Below are 24475 nucleotides of genomic sequence, written 5' to 3' on the forward strand. Positions count from 1 at the left end.
CTGTCATGCTGTGGATCTCGGCACGGTGAGGAGCACCGACGTGCCCGCGCCGGGGCGCGACCAGACCGTTGCCGTTCCCCCGACCCCGAGCATCCGGTCGTATACCGAGATCCGCAGGCCGAGGCGGTCGGCCGGTGCCGAGGACGGGACGAATCCGCTCCCCGCGTCCACGACCATCGCGGTGACCTCCTCGCCCGAGACCGCGATGGCGAGCTCGGCGATCGACACTCCCGCGTGCAGGATCACATTGACGAGGCACTGCTCGACGGCCCCGACGAGCGCCTCCTCCGCGACGGGGTCGAGCCTCGTCAGCTCGGCGGCGTCGCCGGACACGATCACCCTGAGGCCCCGCGCGCCCACGCGGTCGAGTGCGTGCGCCAACCTGCTCTCGCTCGTCGCTTCGATCAATCCCGGGATGGCGCCCGCGCCCGTCGTGCGCATGAGGTCGTCGCTGCGTTCGAGCAGTTCGAGGTCGCGGCGGATCACGGCGAGATGGCTGTCGGGGATGGTGCCCGGAGCCAGCATGGCGAGGGCGTGCAGGTCGCCGAGCACCGTGTCGTGCAGCAGGCTCGAGGCGTGGCCGAGGAGGCGCGCCTCCTCGACGACGCTCTGCTGCATCTTCGCCGCCCGGTCGAGGGCGGGCGCCTGCTGCACGGCTCCTCGGCGTGCGACCCAGAGCACGACGAGCAGCAGCGCGACCGCGACGAACGAGCCGAAGGCCGTGAAGTCCAGCACGACCACGCGTCCACCGAGGTCGGCTCCGAGAAGCGCGGCGCTGGAGGCGGCCGCATACGCGAGGCCGCAGACGACCAGGCACGAGGTCAGCGAGCGACGACCGACCCCTGAGACCGTGGCCGCGACGATGGGCAGGCTGAGCACGATGCTGTCGGACTTCTGCCCCGGGGTGAGCAGGGGCTCGACGCTCAGCGCATAGGCGAACGCCGATGCGCACACGACCAGAAGACCGATGATCGTGTCGACCGGCCCGTGCAGGCGCTGGAGCGCGTAGGCACCGCCGCCCATCACTGCGAGGGAGGCGATGGGAACGGCCGCGCGCCACAGGTCGGCTTCGCCGTCCGTCTGCGGATGGAAGGTGGCGAGCACGCCGACGATGATCGCGACGGCGGCGAGAAGGGTCGACGACAGCCACACGGCCGAGCGCGCGAGGGCCCGAGAGGTGAAGACCCCTTCGGCGTCGGTGCCGAGCGTGAGGCCGGTCAGGACACGAACCCGTCTTCGGCTGCTCTGCGGATCAGGTCCTGCTTCGAGTGGGTCGGTCGGCCCGAAGCCGCGTAGTGGTCGCGGATGCGCGACAGATGGCCCTTGACGACCTCGAACGACAGGCCGAGCTGCAGTCCGATGTCGACCGGGCTCAGCCCGTCGGCGTACAACCGCAGGGTCTCGAGCTCGGCATCGACGAACGCGCCCCTCTCCTGGGCGCCGGCCCAGGTCGACCGAACGGCATCGAGTACGGCGTCGGCGGGAGAGGACTTGGGAACGAAGGCGGAGGCCCCGGCGGCAAGGGACCGCTCGCGGATCTCGTCGGTCTCGAGGGCGCTGACGACGACCACCAGCGCACCGGCGGCCAGACACGTTCTCACCCGCGTCTCGATCGGGATCGGCTCCTGCAGCTGCAGGTCCATCACGACGACGTCGGGGGCGAAGGCAGGATGCCGGATGAGCTCGAACCACCCGGTGGCGCTGATGACGATGTCGAGGTCGGGGGCGTTGCTGCGCATGTACATGGTCAGTCCGTCGAGCAGAAGCTCGTGGTCGTCGACGATACCGACGCGACACGATCGCACGGCCGATTGCGTTTTCACGTTCTCCCCCTGAGTTGACGCACTCGCGCGGGACGACTCCCCCCAGAGGCGCGCGATGCCTTCACACTACTCGCTCTGGAGTGGATCCGCTGGAGCGAACCGGCCTCTAGAGGCCCAGCTGATCGAGCTCGTCCGACATCCGCCGCGCCATCTCGGCGTATCCCTCGTCATTCGGGTGCAGCCCGTCGGCGGCCATCCATTCGGGATGCCCTTCGATCCAGTGCGATGCCCCGTCGATTCGATCGGCTCCGATGGCGCGCGCCTCGTCTGCGACCCACGAGCTGATGGTCTCGAGGCTCTGCGGCCGTTCGTCGGTGTACCAGAAGGGCTCGACCACGATGATGCGCGCATCCGGCAGCGCCGCGCGCAGGGCGGTGAAGTCGGCGACGATGGCCGCGTGCACCTCGTCGGATCGGGCGGGCATCGAGAAATTGTCGTTGAGCCCCATGGTCACGAAGACGATGTCGGGGTCGGATGCGATGACGAGGTCGACGAGATCGCCGTTTGGCGGCAGGAGGTCACGATTGTTGACGAACCCCAGGCCGTTGACACTGGGATTGACCTCGTTCCAGCCGCGGTCCGCGGAGATGATCGTCGACCACCGCTTGCTCGGATCGCTCGCACCGGTGCCCAGCGTGTAGGAGTCGCCGTAGAAGGCGACCACCGGTCCGCCCGGCGCGACATTGCCGGTGCCGGGTTCCGCAGGCGAATCCGAGCCACGAGGTGCGAACACGATTACTCCTCCGACCACGACCGCGAGCACGGCGAGTACACCGAGCAGGATCGCCGGTCGTCGTGATGTCATGTGCGTCTATTCGGAGCGGTCGCCGCCGGAGATTGCCCCGCCAGCATTCACCCGGCTACGCGACGAGGTGCTGCGGATTCCGATGCGGCGACGACGGTCCTTCGACTGCCGCAGGTCGCGGCCCAGCCGCCGGTCGCCGTGGTAGAGGATCGTGCGCCAGTCGACCGGAGCATCCGGGTCGACGGGCGAATGCTCGGGCAGTTCCTTCACTCGGCGCTCGACGTAGAGGAAGTTCAGGAACCCGAGCCACACATCGACCATGGAGTTGCGGATGCCGATGTAGGCGCGGATCGCGCCGGCGGCCATCACGGCGTTGAAGGCGGCGAACAGGGCGTTGCCCCAGTTCTGGAGAACGATGTCACGGTACAGCGTGAAAAGCGAGAACAGCACGATGATGTAGGGAGTGAGCACGTAGAGCGCCGGTGCGGCTGTGCGGTTCTTCACCTTCGGCGTGCGCACGAACGGGATCTTCTCACCCGTGATCATCTGCTGGAACGACTTGAAGACGCCCGCGAGGTTGACCGGCAGCAGCACGAGGTTGAACCCGTAGATGCGGAAGATGTCGCTGAAGCGGTGCCCTGCGGTGCGCAGGTCGCTTCCCATGGCGATGAAGTACGGCAGGGCGGCGAGAAAGACGAAGGGGCTGAGGAGCCGGCTGTCGTAGGGGTAGGCCAGCAGGAACAGCAGTCCGAAGCTCGCCCAGGCGATCGAGGCCATGTAGTTGGTTCTCAACAGGACCTCGCTCAGCAGCACCCGGTCGCGGTTGAACCGACGCTCCCGGAGCTGATCCCAGAACTTCGGGAGGATGAGCAGTCCGCCGTTCGCCCAGCGACGTCGCTGCACGATCAGCGAGCCGAAGTCGGGCGGGGTGGCGCTGTAGCTGAGACGCTCGGGGTAGTTCACCAGGGTCCACCCGTGCGTGCCGAGGTCGATGCTCGACTCGGTGTCCTCGATGACCGTGCGGTCCTGGATGTACGTCTTGACCTCGAAGCCGGCGACGACCTCGACCTCGACGATGTCCTCGAGGGCGCGCTTGCGGATGACCGCGTTCGCGCCCACCCAGAACGTGGCGTTGTAGTAGGTCATGCCCTGATGCAGGACATGCTGCAGGTCTGTGGTCGCGCCGGCGACGCGCTCGATGCGCGTCGGGGCGCCGCGGAACGCGGAGTAGGGCGTCTGGGTCACGGCCACGCGCGCGTTCTCGGGCTGCTCGAGCAGATAGACGAGTCGAACGCAGTAGTCGCGAAGCAGCAGCGAGTCGGCGTCGAGGGTCAGTAGATAGGTCGTCTCGGGGATGACCAGGTCGGCCGAGGCCTCGTCGCCGGCCGGCCGGAGAACGACGCCGTCGGCGGTCTCCTCCGTCGCCCACGCGCCGCCCATGAGGCCGATGTAGGAGTTGAGGTTCATCGCCTTGTTGGCCTCGTGCGAGAGCGACGCGAACTTCTTGCGCTCGAAGTAGTCGAGCTTCGCGGTGAAGATGCGGGAGAGCCGCAGTGCAAGGGTGATGAGGCGGTCCGCATCCGGGTACGAGTGCTGGTCTAGCGCGCCCCCCAGGGCCACGATGGTGAGCCGGAGCTCGCGAGCCAGTCCCATGACGACCTGGTCGACGAAGAACTCGTCGACGTGATCGCCGACCTGTTCGGTGTCTGCCATGGCCTCGAGCCATTCCGCCGCCGCCGTGTAGTCGTCGACCAGCGCCTCGACGTCGTCTCGAAGCACCGTGTCGTCGGTGGCGAAACGCGCCGTCATCGACTCGACCGAGCGGCGGAATCGCTCGCCCGGGACTCTCAGAGCGCCCTCGATCTGGGCGGCGAGCGCGCGGGTCGCCTCGAGCGTCTCGGCCTTCTCAGGATCGCTCGGGAAGGGCGGGTCGTCGAGGAGGAGCACGACGCGCAGGTCGGGGAACTCCTGCAGCGCGGCCGACCACAGGGTGGCCCGCACCACGAGCGTCTCCTCCGCGTAACTCGGAACGAGAACCGTGATGCCGTCGGAGTAGTCGGCGAAGTGACGGTCGAGTTCTCCGCGCGGAACCCGCACGTGGCTGCGGAACCGGTAGAGGGCTCCCTGCCGTGCGAGCAAGTACATCAGAGCGGAGAACGTGAGGATCGTGACCACGATCAGGTAGCTCACCGCCTCGACCGTGAAACGGAAACCTGCACCCGGGTTGTTGACGAGCTCACGAAGAACCGTGGTGATCACGTAGATCAGCCAGAACCCGATCGTGGCGACGATCGAGAGGCGCCCGAGGGTGATCGTGCGACCGCTCGGCTTGGGGTGGACGATCGACAGCGGCTCGCTGCGCCTCTCCGACCCCCATTGCCGTCGCCGGCCCTTTGTTCCGTCCGTCATGACCCATCTCCCCGAGAAGTTCTGAACATCCTTCAAAGTCGACAGTGTCTCACGTATTTGTGCTTAAGTGAGTGTTGATCAATACACTGAGTGCTGATCGAACCTAGGGGAACCCTTGTCCACACGCTTTCCAGGCCGCCGCCTGTCCATACTGCGGTTGTCCGGTGTCCTCATCCTCATCGCAGGTCTCGTCTTCTCCGGCTTCCAGGGGTGGAAGTGGTTCCAGGACGCGAACTCGGTGACTGCCAAGGCCTGGATGGCCGGCTACGTCGACGTCACGGCCACCCCGAGCTTCGCCTTCGAGAACCCGACCGACTCGGCCGGCGACAATGTCGTGCTGTCGTTCGTCGTCGCATCCAAGACCGACCCGTGCAGCCCCTCGTGGGGCACGTACTACTCGATGGACGAGGCCGACCAGGCCCTCGACCTCGATCGGCGCATCGCCCGACGCGACCAGCAGGGCGGCGACGTCATCGTGTCGTTCGGAGGGCTTCTCAACGACGAGCTGTCGACGGGCTGCACCGACCCGGATCAGCTGAAGAAGGCCTACGAGTCGGTCATCGACCGCTACTCGCTCAGCACCATCGACCTCGACATCGAGGGCGCGAACCTCACCGACACCGCCTCGGGCGACCGACGCGCGGCGGCGATCGCGAGCATCCAGAAGGAGCGCGCCGGTACCGACTCGCCCTTGGCGGTCTGGCTCACGCTCCCGGTCGCTCCATCGGGACTCACCACCGACGGCACCGACGAGGTCACCCGGATGCTGTCTGCCGGCGTCGATCTCGCGGGCGTCAACGTGATGACCATGGACTACGGCGACAGCCGCGAGGCGGGGCAGTCGATGCTCGACGCCTCGATCGAGGCCGCGAACTCGGTGCACGGCCAGCTGCGCACCCTATACGACCGACAGAACATCTCGCTCGGCCCGGTCGAGCTGTGGAACAAGGTCGGCCTCACGCCGATGATCGGCCAGAACGACGTGGCCGGCGAGATCTTCACCCTCGACGACGCCAAGGCGCTCAATGCCTTCGCCGTGAAGAACGGGGTCGGCCGCATGTCGATGTGGTCACTCAACCGCGACACGACCTGCGGATCGAACTACCCGGATGTCACGCGCGTCAGCGATTCGTGCAGCGGCGTCGACCAGGGCGATGCGTCGTTCGCCGCTCTCCTCGGTGACACGTTGACCGGCTCGCCGGAGTCGGCGGCCGGCGCCGTGACGACGTCGGTGCCCACGTCGACAGAAGACCTCACCGACGATCCCACCACGAGCCCGTACCAGATCTGGGATGCGGACTCCGCGTACCAGAAGGACACGAAAGTGGTCTGGCACCGCCAGGTGTACATCGCCAAGTACTGGACGCAGGGCGACATTCCCGACAACCCCGTGCTGCAGGCATCGGAGACGCCGTGGGAGCTCGTGGGCCCGGTGCTGCCGGGTGAGACGCCGGTGCCGGTGCCCGTTCTCCCCGCGGGAACGTACCCGGAATGGCAGGGAACGAGCATCTACACCAAGGGCGACTTCGTCATGTTCGACGATGCGGCCTACGAGGCCAAGTGGTGGACCCAGGGCGACAGCCCGCAGGCCTCCGGCAGCGACCAGGACGCGTCGCCGTGGCGGCCCCTCACCGACAACGAGGTGCGCACGATCCTCGGCATCCCCACCGTGGGCACCGGAAACGTCGGCTAGCGCCTGCGCTTGCGGTCGGGCTTGCCGTTCGGCCCGTAGATGATGATGCCGGCGACAGGAATGAGAGCGAACCAGAGCCAGCTGTAGCTCCAGCTGAGGGCGCTGCCCGTGACGAAGAACAGGGCGAGCGACACGAACGGCACGATGGCCATGACGGTCGCTCCGACCCGGCTGACCTCGGCCGGCTGCGGGTCCTTCCACCCCTCGGTCGCGCTCGGGGTCGTGGGCTGAACCACGGGCGAGGCGGCTGGCCGGGCCACGCTCTGGATGTCCGGGACTCCGTAGGCGGGAATGGCATCGCTGGGCGCGGGGTCGGCCGGGGTCGGGGTCGGCTCCGCGAACGTGGTCGGCGCGGGCCGCAGGGCGTCGCTCACCGACGCGGGAAAGGTGGTCGCCGGCAGGTCGTCGAACAGGGGGGCGAGATCGCCTCTCGTGACCGCGTTGCGCGCTGCCTTGCTGCGCTCGGCGAACTCGGCCTCCGAGAGGCGACCCTCCGCCACGTGCTGGCGGAGCTCGGTGACCGCGCGATCACGTTCGGCGGTGCTGAGGCGGTAGCTGGGATTGCCCGAGTAGTCCGGAATGCTCATGAGGCCATTGTGTCAAGGCGTGTCTCCGCGCGCATCCACCAGACGACGGATGCGCGCGAGACGGCAACGGCGACGGCCTAGACGGCGACGGAGACCGACCGCTGGGCCGCGATGTACTCGGCGATCTGCACGGCGTTCAGAGCGGCACCCTTGCGCAGGTTGTCGTTGCTGATGAACAGTGCGAGGCCGCGACCGGCAGGCGCTCCTTCGTCTGCGCGGATGCGGCCGACGTAGCTCGGGTCGTTGCCCGCGGCCTGAAGGGGCGTGGGCACCTCCGACAGCTCGACGCCCGGCGCGCTCGACAGCAGCTCGGTGGCGCGCTCGGGGCTCAGCGGCTCGGCGAATTCGGCGTTGATCGACAGAGAGTGCCCCGTGAAGACCGGAACCCGCACGCAGGTTCCGCTGACGAGGAGCTCGGGCAGTTCGAGGATCTTGCGGCTCTCGTTGCGCAGCTTCTTCTCTTCGTCGGTCTCGTTCGAGCCGTCGTCGACGATCGAACCGGCGAGCGGGATCACGTCGAAGGCGATGGGTCGCACGTAGGTCTGGGGCTCGGGCATCGAGACCGCGTCTCCGCGGTGCACGAGCTGCAGCAGGTCGGGGTCGGCGACGGCGGCCCGCGCCTGCCCGGCGAGCTCTTCGGCACCCTTGAGGCCGCTGCCCGACACCGCCTGGTAGGTCGAGACGATGAGCCTGGTGAGGCCGGCCTCCTCGTGCAGCACCTTCAGCACGGGCATGGCGGCCATCGTGGTGCAGTTGGGGTTGGCGATGATGCCCTTGCGCGCGTCGGCGATCGCGTGGGGGTTCACCTCGCTCACCACGAGGGGAACATCGGGGTCCATACGCCAGGCGCTCGAGTTGTCGATGACGAGCACTCCGGCGGCCGCGAAGCGCGGAGCCTGGGCGCGTGAGCCTGTGGCCCCCGCCGAGAAGAGTGCGATGTCGAGGCCCGACGGGTCGGCGGTTTCGATGTCTTCGACCACGACCTGCTCGCCCCGGAACTCGAGAGTCGTTCCGGCGGAACGGGCGGTGGCGAAGAATCGGATGCTCGAAATCGGAAAGTCGCGTTCCTCGAGCAGGCGGCGCATGACTGTGCCGACCTGTCCGGTCGCTCCGACAACGCCAACGTTCAATGCCTGTGCAGCCACGGTATGTTCCTCAGGTGATGGGCGCGGCCATCTGCCGCAAACTCCTACTTTACCAAGCCGCCTGCGCTCGCCGGGGGTGTTGCCGAACGCGACGGATGTTGCCGGGCGACCGGCAACATCCGTCGCCCCGGGCAACAGTCACCGCCCTGCGATTCTGGGCACCCCGATTCGCAGGAGGCGCCGGGCGATCTCTGGCGGGTTGCGAAGCTCGGGTGGACCCCAGCGGGCCACTCCGTTGTCCTCGTCTCGAAGGTGGTCCTCCCGGATCTTCTCCTCGTAGATGACGTTGCCGGCGTTCTCGCCGAGCTTCAGGGCCTGCTTCAGGTACTTGCCGAATCCGTCGAACTCCGCGATGGCGTTGTGCTGCGGCCACTCGTGATCGGTGTAATAGAAGCCTCCCCTCGGATTGACGTGCTGCACCTGAAGCAGTGGCTCAGGAAAACCGAGCTCGATGATCGCAAGACGACTCAGCGTTTCTCCCGCGTTATCGGCGCCGACCCGCGCCGCATCGATGGCGCGCCTGGCGCGCGCACGGCCGTTCGTGCGCGGGGAGCGAAGGAGGCCTTCGACGAGCTTCTCTCGGGTCAGAACCTGACGGCCGGCGCGCTTCTCGTGCACCGTGAAGTCGATCGCCGCGACGGCGATGGGAAAGGGCATGGTTCGAGCCAGATCGATCGCCGTGCGCTCGAGGCTCGTGACCAGTAGCCCGTTGCGCTCGGTCACATCACCGTCGTGCAGCACCTGACGATGAACCACCACGCCGTTCTTGCTGCGCGAATACGAGTTCGCGTCTGCGACCACGTGCACCTCTGCGGGCCACGGACGGTCGGCCAGCGGAAGGCCCCAGATGGCGGCGGCCGAGGCATGACCAAAAACCGGATGCCGGTGGGTCGACTCGACGGCCAGGACGTTCGTGAGATGGCGGGCGTACGTGTCGAAGCCAGCCCAGGATTCCGAGGCCACGTAGACCCCTCGACGGAGACGGCGCGTATCGGTGCCCGAGGAGCGCTGAAGCTGCCGAAGAGTGTCGGGATCGAGATCGCGCGCGAGGAGGAGATCGCTCGATCGGGGCCGTCGCAAAGTCGGGGCTGTCATGCGCTCCAGAGTGGCGGGAGCAGCGGCAGCCGGACCTGCGATCAGATCAGACGGTGCACAACTCGCAGCAGTCCCGACACGGTGAGGAGTACCCGATGCGCCAGCCCGACTGGAGGCGGGTGTTGCCGAACGCGACGGATGTTGCTGGGCGACCAGCAACATCCGTCGCCCCGGGCAACATTCGCGAAGGGGCGGGGCGGCCTAGCGGCCCGTTCCTCCGTGGACTACTGCCTCTGTGTCGGCGTCGAGGCCGAAGGCGGTGTGCACCACGCGGAGCGCGTCGTTGATGGTGTCGGCCCGGGTCACGACCGAGATGCGGATCTCGCTCGTGGAGATCATCTCGATGTTGATGCCGGCCTCGTAGAGGGCGGTGAAGAGTCGGGCCGAGACGCCCGCGTTCGTGCGCATGCCGGCGCCGACGAGGGCGAGCTTGCCGATCTGGTCGTCGTACTGCAGCGAAGCGAAGCCCACGTCGGACTGGTCGGCTCGCAGGGCGGTGAGCACGGTCTGGCCCTCGGTCTTCGGCAGCGTGAACGAGATGTCCGTGAGCCCGGTGGATGCCGCCGACACGTTCTGCACGATCATGTCGATGTTGGCGCCGGTCTTGGCGACGAGGTTGAAGATCTGCGCCGCCTTGCCCGGGATGTCGGGGACTCCGACGACGGTGATCTTCGCTTCGCCCAGGTCTGTCGCGACTCCGGCGATGAGTGGCTCTTCCACGGCGTTCTCGCTCTCTGTGGGGAGACCCTCCGCGGGGTTCTCCGATGGGTTGTAGACGATGGTGCCCTCGTTGTTGTTGAACGAGGAGCGCACGTGCAGGGTGACTCCGTGGCGGCGGGCGTACTCGACGGCGCGGATGTAGAGCACCTTCGCGCCGTTCGCCGCCAGCTCGAGCATCTCTTCACTCGTGATGCGGTCGATCTTCTTCGCTTTGGGAACCACGCGGGGGTCGGCGGTGAAGATGCCGTCGACGTCGGTGTAGATCTCGCAGACGTCGGCGTCGAGCGCTGCGGCGAGCGCCACGGCCGTCGTGTCGGAGCCGCCACGGCCGAGGGTCGTGATGTCTTTGGTGTCGCGGTTGAAGCCCTGGAAGCCTGCGACGATCGCGATCGCGCCCTCGTCGAGCGCCTCGCGCAGCCGAACCGGCGTGACGTCGACGATGCGGGCGGAGCCGTGCCGGGCATCCGTGATCATGCCGGCCTGGCTGCCGGTGAACGAGCGTGCCTCGTGGCCAAGGCTCTTGATGGCCATGGCCAGCAGCGCCATGGAGATGCGCTCCCCTGCGCTCAGCAGCATGTCGAGCTCGCGCGGCGCCGGCATCGGCGTGACCGCGTGTGCCAGGTCGAGCAGTTCGTCGGTGGTGTCGCCCATGGCGGAGACCGCGACGACGACGTCGTTGCCCGCCTTGCGCGTCTCGACGATGCGCTTGGCGACACGCTTGATGCTCTCGGCGTCGGAAACCGATGATCCGCCGTACTTCTGCACGATCAAGCTCACGTAAACACTCCTGATATGACGAGGATGGGCCCAGCGTGCAATCTTAGCGGGCGCGCGCGGTCACCCTTTGGCCTTGTCGTAGCTGTCGACCACGGCGACCGTCACCGGGAACTGCACGGGCACGGGGCCGAACAGCAGCCTGCCCGCGTCTTCGGCGGCGGCGCGGACCTCTGCGGCGACGGTGTCGGCGAGCGCGGCGGGGGTGTGCACCACGATCTCGTCGTGCAGGAAGAAGACGAGGTGGGGCCTGTCACGCAGCGGAAGGCCCGGGCCGAGCAGAACGAGCCGCCGCCGGAGCCCCGCCATCCACGACAGGGCCCATTCGGCCGCCGTTCCCTGCACCACGAAGTTGCGCGTGAACCGCCCCCAGCTGCGGCGCGCCGTCTTGGCCCGGGTCTGCACCGCCTCGCTCGCACCCTCCTGCTGCGCGTCGTCTTGAGCCTCGCGCCACTCGGCCGACGGGCGGGGCGAGCTGCGGCCCAGATGGGTCGACACGACGGCGCCGCTCTCGCCGAGCCGCGCCGCCTCTTCGACGAAGCGGATGGCATCGGGGTAGGCCCGCGCCAGCCGTGGAAGCATGCGACCGCTCTCGCCCGTGGTTCCGCCGTACATCGCGCCGAGCATTCCGACCTTGGCGTGCGCGCGCGTGTCGACGGCACCGGATGCAACGATGCCGTCGTAGAGATCGCGGTCGCGCCCGGCTGCGGCCATCGCCCGGTCGCCCGACATGGCCGTGAGAATGCGCGGCTCGAGTTGCGCGGCATCGGCGACCACGAACATCCAGCCCGGATCGGCGATGACGGCGCCGCGCACCTGGTGAGGCAGCTGCAGCGCTCCCCCGCCGTCGGCGGCCCACCGGCCGGTGACGACTCCCCCGGGCACGTAGACGGGGCGGAACCGACCGCCCTCGACCCAGCTGTCGATCCAGTTCCAGCCGTTGGCGGTGAGCAACCTCGACAGCTTCTTGTAGGCGAGCAGCGGCTCGATGACCGGATGCTCGTGGCGCGCCAGCTCCCAACGGTTCGTACTCGAGACATCGATGCCTGCGCGGCGCAGCGACTTGACCAGTTCGACGGGCGAGTCGGGATTCGCCGTCGGATCGTCGATCGCGGCACGGATCTGGAGGAGCAGTTCGTGCATGCGCGCCGGCCGCTGGCCGGGCTGGGGCCGTTCTCCGAGCAGCTCGACGAGGAGCTCATTGTGACGGGCCGCGTTCCACGGCAGACCCGCGTGCTGCATCTCGATCGCGATGAGGCTTCCGGCCGACTCGGCCGCGAGGAGGAGCGACAGGCGGTTCGGATCGGGCGCTCCGGCGACGGCCGCCCGCTGCAGCCGGAACTCCTCGACAGGGTCGAGGCCCTCCTCGTCGTCGCGACCGCGCTGCACCCCGAGTTCGAAGAGCGTGTCGGACTGGGACTCGCCCTGCGCGGTCCACATGGCGGGGGCGTCCCACGGGGACGCGGGAGCGAGCGCCAGCTGCGACGAGGCCGTCGCCGACGCGGTGCGCAGAATCGTGTGGCACAGACGCAGGTCGACGCAGCGTTCGACCACCACGTCGTGCGTCAGCAGAGCCGGGTACCAGCGTCGGGTGTCGTCCCAGACCCAGCGCGGTGACAGCCGCTCCCGACGTGCGACCTCGTGCGGGAACTGATCGCTCGAGACCGTCTCGGGCTGGCCGAGCAGCCTGCCCGTGTCGTCGAGCTCGGTCAGGGTCACGGTGTCGCCGGCGCCAGCGCCAGCACCGGCCGAACCAGCACTGACCGCGATGTGCACGATCAGCTCTCGACGAGCCGACGCCCCTCGAAGGCACGACCGAGGGTGACCTCGTCGGCGTACTCGAGGTCGCCTCCGACAGGGAGACCGGAGGCGAGGCGGGTGACCCGGATCTGCAGGGTGTTGAGCAGGCGGGACAGGTAGGTGGCCGTGGCCTCGCCCTCAAGGTTGGGGTCGGTGGCGATGATCACCTCGGTGATGTTCACGTCGGCCAGTCTCTGCATGAGTTCGCGGATGCGCAGGTTGTCGGGGCCGATGCCGTCGATCGGACTGATCGCACCGCCGAGCACGTGGTACAGGCCGCGGAACTCGCGAGTGCGTTCGATGGCGACCACGTCTTTGGCCTCTTCGACGACGCAGATGACCGTCTGCTGCCGGCGCGGGTCGCGGCAGATGGAACACGTCTCTTGTTCGGACACGTTGCCGCAGATGGAGCAGAAGTGCACCTTGTCGCGCACCTCGATGAGCACCTCGGCGAGCCGGGTGACGTCGAACGATTCTGTCTGGAGGATGTGGAACGCGATGCGCTGTGCCGACTTCGGGCCGATGCCCGGGAGTCGTCCCAGTTCGTCGATGAGCTCCTGGACGATGCCTTCGTACACTTAGCCGTCGCTTCTCTGCGTGTTGCGGGGAGCCACGGGCTGCTCCTCGATGAAATTGGCGCCGAGGATCTCGCGGACGACGGCCTCGCCGTAGCGCTGACGGCCGGAATCGGTGGTGGCGACAGGGGTGGCTCGCGGGGCCGGGGTCTCGGGGCGAGCCTTGGCGAATGTGGGCATGGGGGCCTGAGCGGGTGCAGACGGCGAGACGGGCGCGGATGCCGACTCCGGCGCACGGAAGTCGGGCTCGGGCTCACGATCTTCTTCGGGCACCGGCTCGACCGTTGCATCGGGCGTGGGATCGGACTGCGGAATGGCGACGACGGCCCAGGAGCTGGTGACCGCAGCCGGCTTCTGCTCTCGGCCGGCTTCGGGCCGACCGGGGGCCGGCGCTGCCGCCGAGGGCGTGGATGCGGGCGCGGGTGCCGGTGTCGGCTCGGGCGCCCGGGCGGTGGTGGCCGCGGGTGCCGCCGCAGAGCCCGGGTGCTCGACGCGGGCGATGTACTTGACGCGCACGCCGAGCAGGTCGAGGATCGCCTGCCGGAGGATCTCGCTGACGCCCTGCCCTGGAGCCTGCTGCTGCTTGAACTGGTTGACGTCGTTCTCGCTGGGGAACGCCAGCGTGAGAACGTCGTTCTCGAAGGCGCGAACAGTCGCCGTGTAGACGACGAGCCAGGCGCTGCGCTTGGCCTTCTGCACGGCCTCGAGAATCTCGGGCCAGGTGTCTCTCACCTGCTGCAGCGTGACCGGCCCCGCGGGGGCGGCCTGCACCGGGGCGGCGGGCTGCACCGGAGCGGCGGGCTCGGCCTGCTGCTGCTGCTGCGGTTCGGCCTGCTGCGGTTCTGTCTTCTGCGGGGTGGCGACGGCAGCCTCAGCCGCCCGAGCGGGCGCAGCATCGGGAACGGACGGCGCCGCGGCCTCCGGCTCGACGGCGGGTGCAGGTGCAGGTGCGGGTGCAGCCGCCGGTGCTGGGGCAGCGACCGCGGAAGGTACGGCACGCTGAACCGGCGCCGCGGCCCGTGGCGCGTCTGTCGTCTCGACTCCGACACGACGCTCGAGGCGTTCGATGCGGGCGAGCGAGCCGCGCTCGGTGTCGTCGCTGGCGGGCACGAGCACTCGGGCGACCATGAGCTCGAGGTGCAGGCGGGGGCTCGTGGCGCCCGTCATCTCGGTGAGCGCCGCGTTGACGATGTCGGCCGTGCGCGAGAGCTCGGCGTGGCCGAACTGCTGCGCCTGGTGGTGCATGGCCTGCAGCTCGTCGGTGGGCACCCCGCGCAGAACGGCGCCGGCCGCCTCGATGCTGGTGGTGGCGCTGACGATGATGATGTCGCGGAGGCGCTCGAGCAGATCTTCGACGAAGCGCCGCGGGTCTTGGCCGGTCTGGATGACCCGGTCGACCGCGCCGAATGCGGCTGCCGCGTCGCGCACCCCGATGGCGTCGATGACCTCGCCCAGGAGGGCAGAGTGGGTGTAGCCGAGCAGAGCGACGGCCCGCTCGTATTCGATCGTGCTGCTCTCGGAGCCGGCCATGAGCTGGTCGAGGAGCGAGAGGGTGTCGCGGGGAGACCCCCCGCCGGCGCGCACCACGAGCGGCAGCACGCCGGGGGCCACCTTCATGCCCTCGCTGTCGCACAGCTGCTGTACGTATTCGAGCAGCTGCGCCGGCGGAACGAGCCGGAAGGGGTAGTGATGCGTTCGCGAGCGGATGGTGCCGATGACCTTGTCGGGCTCGGTCGTGGCGAAGATGAACTTCACGTGCTCCGGTGGTTCTTCGACGATCTTGAGCAGGGCGTTGAAGCCCTGCGGGGTGACCATGTGCGCCTCGTCGAGGATGAAGATCTTGAAGCGGTCGCGCGCGGGGGCGAAGACGGCCCGTTCGCGGATGTCGCGCGCGTCGTCGACACCGTTGTGGCTCGCGGCGTCGATCTCGACGACGTCGAGCGAGCCGCCGCCGTCGCGACCCAGCTCGACGCAGCTGGGGCACACGCCGCACGGGGTGTCGGTGGGACCCTCTGCACAGTTGAGGCAGCGGGCGAGGATGCGCGCCGAGGTGGTCTTGCCGCAGCCGCGGGGACCGGAGAAGAGATAGGCGTGGTTGACCCGGTTCGTGCGGAGCGCTGTCATCAGCGGATCGGTCACCTGCGACTGGCCGATCATCTCGGCGAACGCCTCAGGTCGATAGCGGCGATAGAGGGCGGTGACCATGCAGCAATCGTAACGGTCGCCACCGACACCCTGCCCGCCGCATCCGGAGCCTGTGAGCGGAACGCGAACGGCGAATCGCCCAACCGATTTTTCCTCACATTCCCCCATAACTGGGGGCAGGTGCAGATCTGTTGCTCATCCGTGAGCCACCCGTCGTTCATTCCCGACACCTCTCGACGCAACCGACCGCCTCGATATTGAGTCGGCACCCGCCCGCACCACCCGATCGATGAGGAAGCATGCCCCCGAGCCCGCGCGTCGTCTTCGCCGCATTCAGCTCGAACGACGAACCGATGCTTCATTCGTGGATCCGTTTTCGCGACCTCGTGGAGTCCGCCGATGCCCTCGGCCCGCGGAGGCGACCCGTGCCCCGCGAAACCGCCCGCACGCCCGAGGTCGCGAGCACGAAGACCCCGCACAGCACGGGAGTCTGGCGTGTGCTCGCCTCGAACAACCGCGAACTAGGCCGCAGCGCGCGCACCTACGCATCGTTCGATGTCGCCCGGGCCCACGTCGCGACGCTGCAGGCGAGCGTCGACGAGCTCGTGGTGACCCCCGTCGTCGGTCCCCAGCCCGGCCTCTACGGATGGCTCCTGGAACACGAGGGGACTCCCGTGGTCACATGCGGACGCTGGTATGCAGCGTCGTCGAGCCGCGAGACGGTGATCTCGACGGTCGCCGCGCTGAGGATCGCCGTGGTCATGGAGGCCCCGCGCGCGCTGCTCGACCCGATGCGACGCAGCGCCGGACGCCGGATCGACCGAACCGCGGTGGCGCCATGGTGATGATCGACCCGGTGCAGGCCGAGCCGCAGCCCGAGCCAGATACGCAGACCGAGCCGCAGCGAGAGACGCAGACGCCCGACGTTCCCCGCGTCCTGGCCGCCAACACCGGCCTCTCCGACAGGATCTTCCGCGGGGTCGCACGTACCGGCGGCACGATCGTGCTGCTCGTTATGCTGCTCGTCGGCGTCTTCCTGCTCTACAACGGCTACAAGGCCATCAGCGTCGCCGGATTCGGCTTTCTCACCACGCAGGCGTGGGAGCCCAACAACGGCGACTTCGGCATCGCCGCCGTGCTCTCGGGAACGTTCTTCATCGCCCTCACCGCTATCGCCATCGCCGTTCCGCTCGCGCTCGGCACCGCGCTCTATATCAACGAGTACGCGCCGCGCGGAATCAAGCGCGCTCTCATCAGCGTGGTCGACCTCATGGCCGCCATCCCCAGCGTCGTCTACGGGCTGTGGGGACTGTTCTTTCTGCAGCCGCTCATCCTCCCGTTCTCGCAATGGCTCGCCACCTATCTCGGCTGGATCCCGATCCTGTCGGCGCCCAACTTCGATCCGTCCGACCCGCTCGCGAGCCCCACGCTGTTCACCTCGTCGACGTTCATCGCGGGGATCGTCGTGGCCCTGATGGTGGCACCGATCGCGAGTTCGATCATGCGCGAGGTATTCAGCCAGACACCGCTGGGCGAGCGGGAGGGGGCTCTCGCCCTCGGCGCGACCCGCTGGGGCGTGATCCGCAGTGTCGTTCTGCCTTTCTCGCAGGGCGGCATCATCGGCGGCACGATGCTCGGCCTCGGTCGGGCCCTCGGCGAGACCATCGCCGTCTACCTGATCATCTCGCCCGTGTTCATCATCCAGCCGCACATCCTCGAGAAGGGCGCCAACTCCATCTCGGCCCTCATCGCGCTGCGCTACAACGAGGCGTCGGCCCTCGAGATCTCTGCCCTCATGGCCGCCGGTCTCGCCCTCTTCCTGGTGACACTCGCCGTGAACTTCGGCGCCTCCACGATCATCGCCCGCAGCCGCTCCGGCGCATCGAGCGAGGGATAGACCGCCATGACCACCGTGCTCCCCGACGCCCCCACCGAGGTCATCGCTCCCGTCTCCGACGGCGAGCTCGAACGGCTGCCGGATGCGGCGGCGCCCGTCACGCCGCCGGCCACGCAGGCCGGCCGGCGCACCGAACTGCCTGCGCGGGCCCCCGCATCCGATGCGCCCGAGACGCGGCGCGCGCTCACCGGCGTGCGATTCTCGGATCTCATGCGCCTGGTCGGCGCAGCCGCCGCGTCGTTCGCCCTGACCTGGTGGGCCTTCAGCCAGCTGCTGCCACTGCAGGGCGTGCTCGGCTTCATCGTGACCTGCTTCGCCCTCTTCGTGATCATCTTCGGCGTGCTCGTGAGCCTCGACGAGTCGGGCCCCACGGTGAAGGACCGCGTCATCAGCGTGTTCGTCCACGGCATCGGCGTGCTCATGCTGCTGGCCCTGTCGTCGGTCGTCGTGTTCACGATCGTGCGCGGCTGGGACTCCCTCTTCCACGGCAATTTCTGGATCATGGACATGTCGGCGACCGGGCCTCTCGACGGCCTCGATTCGGGCGGCATCCTGTACGCCATCATCGGCACGCTGATCATGATCGCTATCGCGCTGGCGATCAGCGTTCCCCTCGGAATCCTCACCGCCGTGTTCCTCAGCGAGGTTCCCGGCCGCTACGCGAAGTTCGTGCGCACCGTGGTCGAGGCCATGACCGCCCTGCCCTCGATCGTCGCCGGCCTGTTCATCTACGCGTCCGTCGTGCTGATCCTCGGTTTCGAGCGCTCGGGCTTCGCGGCGTCGCTCGCCATGACCGTGATGATGCTTCCGATCATCATCCGGTCGGCGGATGTCGTGCTGCGGCTCGTGCCCGGAAACCTCAAGGAGGCGTCGCTCGCGTTGGGCGCCAGCCAGTGGCGCACCGTGTGGAACGTGACGCTGCCCACGGCGCGCTCCGGACTCACGACGGCGGTCATCCTCGGCACCGCGCGCGGCATCGGCGAGACGAGTCCCGTGCTGCTGACCGCGGGAACGACCACATTCTTCAACGTCAATCCGTTCTCCGGCCCGATGGTCTCGCTGCCGCTGGCCACCTTCAACTTCGTGAAGTCGCCCGAGCCCACGATGATCGCCCGAGGGTTCGGAACGGCCGTCGTGCTCATGCTGCTCGTGATCGTGCTCTTCGCCCTGGCTCGCGTGATCGGCGGCCGCGGTGCGGGCGTGCTCTCGCCCCGCCAGCTGCGCAAGCGTCGGCTCGAGTCCGTGCACGACCTCGAGCGCATCACCCGGGGCGAGCGGGCCGAGGCCCACCGACCGACCGTGGAACAGGCATCCGTCGACGCGGTCGCCCAGGCGGCCGCCGTCGCCGCCGCAGAGAGACTCGTGGCGCGCTCGCGGCGCGGCCGCCGACGCAAGGACGACTCCGAATGACCCGCCGACTCTCACGTCTCGTTCGCACTTCCGTCGGCGCGTTCGCCGTGCTCATGATCGTGACGGGCCTGTTCTCGTTCGCGCCGCAGCCCGCGGCCGTCGCGGTCGGCGCCATCCACCAGCCCATCTCGGGGGCCGGCTCGACCTGGTCGGCCAACGCCCTGCAGCAGTGGATACGCAACGTGTACGACAACTACAAGTGGCAGATCACCTACAACGACAGCGGCTCCTCTGCAGGTCGCCAGCTGTTCGCGGCCGGCACCGTCGACTTCGGCGTCTCGGAGATCCCCTACGAGCTGAAGGGCAGCGACGGCGTCGATCCCCGCCCGGCTCGAGGCTTCGCCTACGTGCCGATCGTGGCCGGCGGAACGGCGCTGATGTACAACCTCGTGATCGGCGGCAACCAGGTGACGAACCTGAGGCTCAGCGGCCCCACGCTCACCAAGATCTTCACCGGCGTGATCACCGTGTGGAACGACCCCGAGGTCGCCGCCGACAACCCCTCGCTCGCGCTGCCGGCCACCCCCATCGTTCCCGTGGTGCGCTCCGACGGCTCCGGAACCTCTGCCCAGTTCACGGCCTGGATGCGCCAGCAGTACCCCGACCTCTGGAACGCGTTCTGCGCCAAGGTCGGCCGCGGAGCGACCTGCGGAATCACGTCGAACTACCCGTTCGTGGCCGGCTCGTCGTTCGTGGCGCAGTCCGGGTCGAACAACGTGGCGGGCTACATCGCGCAGGGCCAGGCCGTCGGCGCGATCGGATACGTGGAGTACTCGTACGCCCTGAACTCGGGCTTTCCGGTGGCGAAGGTGCTGAATAACGCCGACTACTACACCGAGCCGACCGCGTCGAACGTGGCCGTCTCGCTGCTCGGCGCCACGATCAACCAGGACACGTCGTCTCCCGACTACCTCACCCAGGACCTGACCGGCGTCTACAACAACGCCGATGCGCGCAGCTACCCGCTGAGCTCGTACTCGTACATGATCGTGCCGACGAGGATCGAGAACCAGTTCAGCGAGGACAAGGGCCTCACCCTCAGCGACTTCGCGAACTACTTCCTCTGCGAGGGACAGCAGCAGGCAGAGGTGCTGGGGTACTCGCCGCTTCCCATCAACCTCGCCACGGCGGGTCTCGACCAGATCAAACGCATCCCCGGCGCCGACCCCGCCGGCAAGGACATCTCGACCTGCAACAACCCCACCTTCTCGCCCGACGGCAGCAACAAGCTGGCCAACGAGGCCCCGCAACCACCCGCGTGCGACAAGCGCGGGGCGGATGCGCAGTGCGCCATCGGCACGGGTGGCGCTGGCGGCCCCGGCGGCTCGGGTGGCCCGGGTGGCCCGGGTGGCGCGGGCGGTAGCGCCGCCGGGGGCACGGATGCCGCATCCGCGGCCGCCGCGGCAGCAGCAGCCGCAGCGGCGGGCGCCGCGGGAACGGCGGGCGCCGGAGCCTCCGCCATCGCCGGAAAGGCGGGGCCCGTGACAGTGGCGGGGACACCGGTGAGCATCGACTCGCTGGTCAAGAGGACTCCCGCCAATGCCATCGCTTTCGCCGCGGGCCTCGTGGCGCTCCTGGGCCTGCTGCTGCCTCCCGTCATCTCGAAGAGACGACGTCGGGCCACAGAGCTGAAGCAAAGCTCAACATTCTCCTCCCGTTAACCGGGCCAGAAGCCACAGCGGGTCGACTCAACACGCACCGCTCCTACATTTCAAGCGTCACCTTCCGAAAGGCTCCACCCGATGTCGCGTGTCTCATCCGTCGCCCTGCTCCGAGTGCTCTCACTCGGCGTCGCGGCGGCCTCGACCGCAGGGCTGTTCATCGCCGCCCCGCTCGGTGCGTCGACCGCGAGCGCCGACATCGTGGCGAGCGACTCGGCGGTCACCGTGGCCTGGCAGGGCGGCACCAGCGACCTCGAGAAGAGCCAGCCGGAACGCGTCGCGACGAGCCCTCACTTCGACGACTTCAAGAACCTCTCGATCACCGTCTCTCAGACCCAGTCGCTGACGGACCAGGCCATCAGAGTGGACTTCACAGGCCTGGCCGGCACCAAGACGGGGACCAGCTCGGGCAACGACGTTCAGAACGCGCAGAACTTCGTGCAGTTCATGCAGTGCTGGGGCGACCCCTCATCCGCGAACTTCCGGAACACCTGCGAGTGGGGCGGGTATGCGGTCACCCCGCCGGCAGGCCTCGAGCGCTCGGTTCCCGCCGAGAGCAACCTGCGCGGGGCGAAGACCCCGGGCACGGCCGACGTCACGTTCCTCTCGGCGCAGGGCAATACTTACTCGGGCGACCAGGCGTTGAACGACAAGGGCCAGCCGTACTGGCCCCTCGGCGAGATGTTCGACGGGTCGTCGAGCAACGAGATCGTGGCCGCACGCGTCGGGAGCTCAGGGGTGGGCACCGTGAACTTCGAGACGCAGAGCGCCAACCGCGCGCCCCAGCTGGGCTGCGGATCGAGCGCGGAGCGACTGCGCTGCTACCTCGTGGCCGTGCCCCGCGGATCGCACTTCGGCGGAGACGTGGGAGTCGGCGCGTGCTCGCAGACCGCGGCAGACGCGAACGGCCCCTACACGAAGGGGCGACCCGACTCCGTGCAGGAGGGATCTCCGCTCAACCCCGCCTGCGACTACTGGGACAACCGCATCGTCATCCCTCTCGACTTCACCCTTCTGGGCAACAACTGCCCCACCGGGTCCGCCGAGCGGCGCACGATCGGCTCGCAGCTCGTGGTCGGGGCGATGAGCTCGTGGCAGCCCGCTGCCTGCCAGACGGCGAAAAGCGTGTACAACTTCAGCACGAACCCCGACAGCATCGCGCGCGGCCAGCTCATCTCGGGTCGCGCGGGCCTGGCCTTCACCTCCTACGCTCCTGAAGACGACACGCTGTCCGCGATCGACACCGCCTCGCTCGCCAAGACCGACATCACCTACGCCCCCGTCGCGATCTCGGGCGTCACCATGGCGTTCTACGTGGAGGACACCACGGGGCGGCGCAGCACGCTCAATCTCACCCCGCGACTGATGGCGAAGCTGCTCACCGATTCGTATCTGTTCCAGAACCCCCTGACCGCCGTGCAAGACGAGGTGTACAGCCTTCCCTACCTCGGAGACACGGGCACGCGCTATCGCTTCTTCAGCCAGGACCCGGAGTTCTGGAGCATCAACCCCGACTTCACCACCGTCGACGACTCCGGAGCGGTCGTTCCCAAGCTGGTGAATCCCGCGCTCGTGCTTCCCGGCCCTGCCGGGGCGGATGCGATCACGCAGATCTGGAAGTGGATCCTCGCCGACAAGGCGGCCGCGGCCTGGCTCACCGGCGTTCCCGACGAGAACGGCATGCGGATCAACCCGTACTACCTTCCGCTCGGAGACCCGGACGCACGGGTTCCGGTGGTCGACGAGGAGACGGGCAAGCCCGTGCTCGATGAGAACGGCGACCTCACCTATCGCGCCGTCGGGCTCTCGAACGTCGACGGGTCGCCCCTGAAGCTCAGCCAGACCGTTCGGGACATCTTCTCGAAAGCGGATCAGACCCTGGCTCCCGCCCAGCTCTCGGCCGGGCAGAAGACCCGGTTCGGTGCACTCCAGTCGGCCCCGTACGCCGACACCCTGCTCAGTACAGCCCGCGCCGCATTCCGGGCCGACCCCGCCAGCCGCACGGTCTGGGATCCGAACAGGATCAACGCCGCGGGCGAGATGGGCGACTGGGTGAGTTCGGGAGCCCAGCTGCCCGGCCAGAAGTTCGTCATCGCCGTCACCGACACGGCGTCGGCGGAGAAGTACGGGCTCAGCGAGGCCTCGCTGTGCAATTCGAACGCCACGTGCACCGCTGCGACCGCCGAAACCGCGAGCACGTTCGTGACGCCCTCGACCGACACGATGTCGGCCGCCGTCGCAGAACTCGCCGTGACGAAGAACCCCGAGGTGAATCAGGTCGACCCGGGAGCCGTATCGCGAGGCAGCTATCCGCTGACCACCGTCACCTATGCCGCCGTCAACCTCACGAAGAGCGACGAACCCGCCCGGGCCGCGTACGCGGCGCTCGTGTCGTACGCCGTGACCGACGGACAGACCCCGGGCATCACGGCCGGCAGCCTCCCTCTCGGCTACGTTCCCCTGACGAAAGCGCTCGTGCAGCAGGCGCTGGTATCGGTGCAGACCATGCTCGGCTATGCGCCGTCGGTTGCCGATTCGCCCTCGGTCGGTGTTCCGCCGGCGAGCGCAGCCGCCCCGGCCGCTCTCACGGCAGCCCCGCTCCAGGCCGCCGCGGCCGCGGCTGCCGTGGGTGCGTCGCAGGCATCCGTGACCAGCATTCCCACAGCGACCGCTACGGCGACCGCTTCGGTTGATACTCCGTGGGCTTATCAGGGCGCACTCGGGGTATCCCTCATCGTCGGACTGGCGGGCGCCGCCTTCGCCCCCGTTCTCATGAGACCAAGGAGGCAGAACGGCTAACGCCCCCGACGAAAAAACCGCCCTGGAAAACCGCAAAGAGACCCAGGGCGGGCCCACCTCAGATACGCACCCAAAGCAAGCACTGCAATCCTAGAAGGGGATTCCATGAACACGAAGACCAAGCTGCGCCTCAGCGCACTCGGCGCGATCCTGGCCGTCGGCCTGACGGTCGTCAGCGGCGCCACCGTCGCCAACGCCGCCGACCCGACGAGCTTCAAGCAGCTCAACGGCGTCGGCTCCGACACCACGCAGGATGTCGTTCGCGCCATCGCCGCGACCACCACGACGCTCGGCTCCTACGACGCGGCCGGGGCGAACCTCTCCCCCACGATCAAGACCACGGCCAGCGGCCCCACGTTCAACCGCCCTATCGGCTCCGGGGCAGGCGTCAAGGCACTGTCGGCATCCGCCCAGGGCCTGAACTACGGCGGATCGGCCGCCCCCATCACCGGCCAGGTCGACTTCGCCCGCTCCTCGAGCGGCCCCGTCACCGGTTCCGTTCTCACGTACGTGCCTTTCGCAACGGATGCCGTCAGCTACGCGGTCAACTCGGCCAGCGACTTCCCGCGCAACATCAAGCTGGGCACGGCCGCGGACTCCGACACGAAGTTCACGCTGCGCAATATCTACCGCTGCACGGTCACGAGCTACAACAACGCCGACGGCGACGCCGTTGCGATCACGCCCCTGCTTCCGCAGACCGGATCGGGAACGCGCAGCTTCTTCCTCGGCAAGCTCGGCCTCACGGATGCCACGACCTGCGGCAACACGCGCAGCAACACCATCATCGAGCACGACGGAACGGTGCTGACCGGCCCCGGCGACATCGTGCCCTTCTCGATCGGCCAGTTCATCGCGCAGTCCAACTCGCCCCTCACGGGTTCGCAGGATCGTCGCGGATTCGCCGAGCTCGGCAAGATCGACAACGTCAAGCCCACCGTGCTCTCGACCGACGGCGTCGCGCTCAACGGATCCTTCCCGCTAGTCCGCACCGTCTACAACGTCGTTCAGACCTCGCGTCTGGGCGAGCCCGCGATCGCTGCAGCGTTCGTCGGCACCTCCTCCTCGTTCTGCGCCAACCCGTCGATCATCCGCACCTACGGCTTCGCTCCTCTGAGCTCCGGCTGCGGCGCCACCACCCTCACCGGTGGATTCCAGTAACCGGCACGCCCGCACCGATTCCTTGAACGACTTCAG

The 24475-nt window shown here is 68.3% G+C and carries 18 protein-coding genes; 7 read left to right on the top strand and 11 right to left on the bottom strand.

From position 1 onward, the window contains the following. Window positions 1-3: 3 nt before the first annotated feature. From ASF06_RS00655 to ASF06_RS00670, 4 genes are all read right to left on the bottom strand, one after another. The gene (locus tag ASF06_RS00655) at window positions 4-1152 is read right to left on the bottom strand and encodes a sensor histidine kinase (RefSeq protein ID WP_055942075.1); all 1149 of its coding nucleotides are present in this window, start codon (window positions 1150-1152) and stop codon (window positions 4-6) included. Window positions 1153-1217: 65 nt separating this feature from the next. Continuing rightward, window positions 1218-1823, bottom strand: a complete 606-nt coding sequence (locus ASF06_RS00660) for a response regulator transcription factor (RefSeq protein WP_157439025.1) — start codon at window positions 1821-1823, stop codon at window positions 1218-1220. A gap of 106 nt (window positions 1824-1929) precedes the next feature. Next, the gene (locus tag ASF06_RS00665) at window positions 1930-2628 is read right to left on the bottom strand and encodes an SGNH/GDSL hydrolase family protein (RefSeq protein WP_055942082.1); all 699 of its coding nucleotides are present in this window, start codon (window positions 2626-2628) and stop codon (window positions 1930-1932) included. Between the two features lie 6 nt (window positions 2629-2634). Further along, a complete protein-coding gene (locus tag ASF06_RS00670; protein WP_082500595.1) occupies window positions 2635-4977 on the bottom strand; it encodes a glycosyltransferase family 2 protein in 2343 nt (780 codons plus the stop codon). Window positions 4978-5134: 157 nt separating this feature from the next. On the opposite strand from ASF06_RS00670, the gene ASF06_RS00675 reads away from it, so the two are divergent. Beyond that, window positions 5135-6670: a chitinase gene (locus ASF06_RS00675; RefSeq protein ID WP_200920281.1), complete on the top strand. Its 1536-nt coding sequence runs from the start codon at window positions 5135-5137 to the stop codon at window positions 6668-6670. On the opposite strand, the gene ASF06_RS19760 is transcribed toward ASF06_RS00675, so the two are convergent. From ASF06_RS19760 to ASF06_RS00710, 7 genes are all read right to left on the bottom strand, one after another. Continuing rightward, window positions 6667-7257, bottom strand: coding sequence for a DUF1707 SHOCT-like domain-containing protein (locus ASF06_RS19760; protein ID WP_055942088.1), 591 nt, complete (start codon window positions 7255-7257; stop codon window positions 6667-6669). The genes ASF06_RS00675 and ASF06_RS19760 overlap by 4 nt on opposite strands. Window positions 7258-7334: 77 nt before the next feature. Beyond that, on the bottom strand, window positions 7335-8402 hold the full coding sequence (locus tag ASF06_RS00685; RefSeq protein WP_055942090.1) for an aspartate-semialdehyde dehydrogenase: 1068 nt from the start codon (window positions 8400-8402) through the stop codon (window positions 7335-7337). A 138-nt stretch (window positions 8403-8540) separates the two neighbouring features. Further along, complete coding sequence (locus ASF06_RS00690; RefSeq protein WP_157439026.1) at window positions 8541-9497, bottom strand: hypothetical protein; 957 nt, start codon at window positions 9495-9497, stop codon at window positions 8541-8543. Between the two features lie 201 nt (window positions 9498-9698). After that, window positions 9699-10994, bottom strand: coding sequence for an aspartate kinase (locus ASF06_RS00695; RefSeq protein ID WP_055942096.1), 1296 nt, complete (start codon window positions 10992-10994; stop codon window positions 9699-9701). Window positions 10995-11054: 60 nt separating this feature from the next. Then, window positions 11055-12767, bottom strand: a complete 1713-nt coding sequence (locus ASF06_RS00700; RefSeq protein WP_235500851.1) for a bifunctional 3'-5' exonuclease/DNA polymerase — start codon at window positions 12765-12767, stop codon at window positions 11055-11057. A gap of 2 nt (window positions 12768-12769) precedes the next feature. Further along, the gene (gene recR / locus ASF06_RS00705; protein WP_044441714.1) at window positions 12770-13369 is read right to left on the bottom strand and encodes a recombination mediator RecR; all 600 of its coding nucleotides are present in this window, start codon (window positions 13367-13369) and stop codon (window positions 12770-12772) included. Further along, window positions 13370-15571 (bottom strand): DNA polymerase III subunit gamma and tau, encoded by a 2202-nt coding sequence (locus ASF06_RS00710; RefSeq protein WP_055942097.1) that lies wholly within the window; start codon window positions 15569-15571, stop codon window positions 13370-13372. Window positions 15572-15810: 239 nt separating this feature from the next. Between ASF06_RS00710 and ASF06_RS00715 the strand changes: the two genes are divergently transcribed. The 6 genes from ASF06_RS00715 (at window position 15811) to ASF06_RS00740 (ending at window position 24439) form a co-directional block, all read left to right on the top strand. Next, a complete protein-coding gene (locus ASF06_RS00715) occupies window positions 15811-16356 on the top strand; it encodes a hypothetical protein (protein WP_055942100.1) in 546 nt (181 codons plus the stop codon). Continuing rightward, the gene (gene pstC, locus ASF06_RS00720) at window positions 16350-17408 is read left to right on the top strand and encodes a phosphate ABC transporter permease subunit PstC (RefSeq protein ID WP_235500852.1); all 1059 of its coding nucleotides are present in this window, start codon (window positions 16350-16352) and stop codon (window positions 17406-17408) included. Before ASF06_RS00715 ends, pstC begins: the two co-directional genes overlap by 7 nt. Window positions 17409-17414: 6 nt before the next feature. Next, window positions 17415-18818 (top strand): phosphate ABC transporter permease PstA, encoded by a 1404-nt coding sequence (gene pstA, locus ASF06_RS00725; RefSeq protein WP_082500596.1) that lies wholly within the window; start codon window positions 17415-17417, stop codon window positions 18816-18818. Then, window positions 18815-20479, top strand: coding sequence for a phosphate ABC transporter substrate-binding protein PstS (gene pstS / locus ASF06_RS00730; protein WP_055942103.1), 1665 nt, complete (start codon window positions 18815-18817; stop codon window positions 20477-20479). The genes pstA and pstS overlap by 4 nt, the downstream gene beginning before the upstream one ends. Window positions 20480-20560: 81 nt before the next feature. Beyond that, a complete protein-coding gene (locus tag ASF06_RS00735) occupies window positions 20561-23278 on the top strand; it encodes a hypothetical protein (protein ID WP_055942106.1) in 2718 nt (905 codons plus the stop codon). 105 nt (window positions 23279-23383) lie between these two features. Then, window positions 23384-24439 (top strand): substrate-binding domain-containing protein, encoded by a 1056-nt coding sequence (locus ASF06_RS00740; RefSeq protein WP_055942111.1) that lies wholly within the window; start codon window positions 23384-23386, stop codon window positions 24437-24439. Window positions 24440-24475: the final 36 nt, after the last annotated feature.

It is taken from the genome of Agreia sp. Leaf244 (assembly GCF_001422695.1).
Taxonomy (GTDB): Bacteria; Actinomycetota; Actinomycetes; order Actinomycetales; family Microbacteriaceae; genus Agreia.

Excerpts from the sequence above, each read along its gene's own strand:
- ASF06_RS00665 (WP_055942082.1), bottom strand. The coding sequence starts at position 2,628 with ATGACATCACGACGACCGGCGATCCTGCTCGGTGTACTCGCCGTGCTC.
- ASF06_RS00670 (WP_082500595.1), bottom strand. The coding sequence starts at position 4,977 with ATGACGGACGGAACAAAGGGCCGGCGACGGCAATGGGGGTCGGAGAGG.
- ASF06_RS19760 (WP_055942088.1), bottom strand. The coding sequence starts at position 7,257 with ATGAGCATTCCGGACTACTCGGGCAATCCCAGCTACCGCCTCAGCACC.
- ASF06_RS00690 (WP_157439026.1), bottom strand. The coding sequence starts at position 9,497 with ATGACAGCCCCGACTTTGCGACGGCCCCGATCGAGCGATCTCCTCCTC.
- ASF06_RS00710 (WP_055942097.1), bottom strand. The coding sequence starts at position 15,571 with ATGGTCACCGCCCTCTATCGCCGCTATCGACCTGAGGCGTTCGCCGAG.
- ASF06_RS00715 (WP_055942100.1), top strand. The coding sequence starts at position 15,811 with ATGCCCCCGAGCCCGCGCGTCGTCTTCGCCGCATTCAGCTCGAACGAC.
- pstC (WP_235500852.1), top strand. The coding sequence starts at position 16,350 with ATGGTGATGATCGACCCGGTGCAGGCCGAGCCGCAGCCCGAGCCAGAT.
- pstA (WP_082500596.1), top strand. The coding sequence starts at position 17,415 with ATGACCACCGTGCTCCCCGACGCCCCCACCGAGGTCATCGCTCCCGTC.
- pstS (WP_055942103.1), top strand. The coding sequence starts at position 18,815 with ATGACCCGCCGACTCTCACGTCTCGTTCGCACTTCCGTCGGCGCGTTC.
- ASF06_RS00735 (WP_055942106.1), top strand. The coding sequence starts at position 20,561 with ATGTCGCGTGTCTCATCCGTCGCCCTGCTCCGAGTGCTCTCACTCGGC.
- ASF06_RS00740 (WP_055942111.1), top strand. The coding sequence starts at position 23,384 with ATGAACACGAAGACCAAGCTGCGCCTCAGCGCACTCGGCGCGATCCTG.